Annotated in this window: 1 protein-coding gene; it reads left to right on the forward strand. The window is 67.8% G+C overall.

Translation table 11 applies throughout. The features are described from left to right. Positions 1-123: 123 nt before the first annotated feature. Positions 124-1,479 carry an IS4 family transposase gene (locus tag ACFYM6_RS36135; RefSeq protein ID WP_387282037.1) on the forward strand — a complete coding sequence of 452 codons (1,356 nt, stop codon included), beginning with the start codon at positions 124-126 and terminating at the stop codon, positions 1,477-1,479. Positions 1,480-1,512 lie beyond the last annotated feature (33 nt).

Here is a 1,512-nt window from a genome sequence, read left to right on the forward strand (position 1 = left end):
CAACGCCGTTCAGTTAGGCGTGGGCGTGGCTGGTCAAGGGGCGTGTTGATCGGGGAGTGAGAAGCGGGGTTCCGGTATCAAGGTTTGTCACTCCAAGACAACCCGAACCAGGAACCCCGCTCGGTGGATCAGATTGCCATAACCCGTACGGTCACGGTAGCCGCCGGTCCGTTCGCGGCGGGTCATCTCGGTGAGTTGACCCGCCTCGTACCGTTCGAGATGGTCGACGACGTTCTGGCCGCGACCCGGCGTACGCAGCAACGGGTTCGGTTGTTGCCGGCCCGGGTCGTGGTGTACCTGCTACTGGCTGGTTGTCTGTTCGCCGATCTCGGCTATCGGCAGGTGTGGGCGAAACTCGTCGCCGGCCTACGCGGGCTACCAGTCGCCGATCCCAGCGCGAGCGCTTTGCGGCAGGCCCGGCAACGACTCGGCCCGTCCCCGCTGCGGGCCTTGTTCGACGTGCTCCGCGGCCCGGCGGCCACCGGCGCTGTCGCACAGGTGTGGTGGCGGGGTCTGCTGCCGGTCGTCCTCGACGGCACCGTACTCGCCGTCGCGGACTCGACGGCCAACCTGCGCCGCTACGTCAAACAACGCGGAAACCACGGCGGTTCCGGCTATCCGAGCCTGCGGCTGAGCGCCCTGCTCGCATGCGGCACCCGCTCGATGCTCGACGCGGTGTTCGACCCGGTCACCACCGGCGAGATCGCCCAGGCGCGGCGGCTGGCCCGCAGCCTCCGCGCCGGGATGCTGCTGCTGGCCGACCGCAACTACGCCGCCGCCGATCTGATCACCACGTTCGCGGCGACCGGAGCCGACCTGCTGGTCCGCTGCAAGACCGGCCGGAAACTCCCGCTGATCCGCCGCTGTCCCGACGGATCCTGGCTGACGGTCATCGGCAGCCAGCGCGTCCGCGTCATCGAAGCCAGAATCAGCATCACCACCACGGGCGGCAGCCACACAGGGGACTACCGCCTGATCACCACTCTCCTCGACGCCCACCGCTACCCGGCCGCCGACCTGGCCCGGCTCTACCACCAGCGGTGGGAGATCGAAACCGCCTACCTCGAACTCAAATCCACCATCCTCGGTGGTCGGGTCCTGCGCGCCCGCACCCCCGATGGCGTCGACCAGGAGATCCACGCTCTGCTGATCGCCTACCAGGTGCTACGCACCGCCATGGTCGACGCCACCGACAGCCAACCCGGTCTCGATCCGGACCGGGCCAGCTTCACCACCGCCCTCAACGCCGCACGCGACCAGGTCACGCAGGCCGCTGGTGTCATCGCCGATACCGTCATCGACCTGGTCGGCGTCATCGGTGAACGGGTCCTGGCGAACCTGCTGCCCGACCGCCGTATCCGCACCAAGACCCGCATGATCAAACGCTCGAACTCCAAGTACCAGGCCCGAGGACCGAACATCGACCGCCGCACCTACAAGGCCACCACCAGAATCGACGTCATCACCGACGACCCTTGACGAACCAGCCACCGCCCTAACTGAACGGCGTTG

Origin of the sequence: Micromonospora sp. NPDC006431, assembly GCF_042870725.1 — a bacterium.
In the GTDB taxonomy this organism is placed as follows: domain Bacteria; phylum Actinomycetota; class Actinomycetes; order Mycobacteriales; family Micromonosporaceae; genus Micromonospora.